The sequence below is a fragment of the Citrobacter sp. Awk 2 genome (genome assembly GCF_028069815.1).
GTDB lineage: Bacteria > Pseudomonadota > Gammaproteobacteria > Enterobacterales > Enterobacteriaceae > Citrobacter.
Genome location: NZ_JANEWL010000231.1, coordinates 1 through 899, shown reverse-complemented (window position 1 = coordinate 899; position 899 = coordinate 1). Strand labels below are relative to the sequence as shown.

Here is an 899-nt window from a genome sequence, read left to right as displayed (position 1 = left end):
AAGTTAGCATGTAGTGGTGAATTTAGGCCCCGCCGAGAAGAAGATATAACGCCTGTCCTCGGAAAATACAAACTTGCCTTTAAAAAATACTCCCTATTTACTGGCTCGATTGAACCGAGAAAGAATATTGCGACATTGCTTGATGCCTACGAACGTCTGCCATTGTCACTGAGAAAGCAGACTCCACTCGTTATTAGCGGATTCAAAGGGTGGAACAGTGATACTTTGCATCGTCGATTCGAACAAGGTGAACGAGAAGGATGGCTGCGCTACCTGGGATTTACACCGTCAAGCGATCTACCTGCACTCTATGCCGGTGCTGTTAGTTTTTTATTTCCATCAGTTTATGAGGGATTTGGGCTACCAGTATTGGAGGCAATGGCATCTGGGACTCCGGTTGTTTGTTCAAACAGCTCTTCACTTCCAGAAGTTGCGGGTAGCAGCGCTTTAATGTGTGATGCTATGGATGTTGAGACACTTACGTCTTTAATTATGAAGAGTCTTACTGATACGGAATGGCAGGATAGTGCCACTAAAAGTGGATTATCACATGTTAACCAATTTTCATGGAAACGATGTGCAACTGAAACGGTTGCTGCATATAAACAGGTGAAGTAAGATTAATGTTGAAAGTACTGCATTTTTATAAGACATACTACCCAGATACTTTTGGTGGCATCGAGCAAGTTATCTACCAGCTAAGTGAGTCTGGGGCTGAATATGATGTTGAATCAACCGTACTTTCTCTAAGTAAACGCGGGGATATTGATAATCAAAAAATTGGTAAGCAGCGAGTCTTCTACGCAAAAACTAATTTTGAGGTAGCCTCAACACCATTTTCTCTATCTTGCATTAAGAAATTTAAAGAATTAGCAAATCAAGCAGATATTATTCATTAC

At 41.2% G+C, this 899-nt stretch carries 1 protein-coding gene and 1 pseudogene; both read left to right on the top strand.

The genetic code is table 11. From position 1 onward, the window contains the following. A partial coding sequence (locus NNO02_RS23365) for a glycosyltransferase family 4 protein (RefSeq protein WP_271455889.1) occupies positions 1 to 618 on the top strand: 618 nt, incomplete at its 5' end. A gap of 5 nt (positions 619 to 623) precedes the next feature. After that, positions 624 to 899, top strand: a pseudogene (locus tag NNO02_RS23360) (glycosyl transferase family 1); the annotation flags it as partial.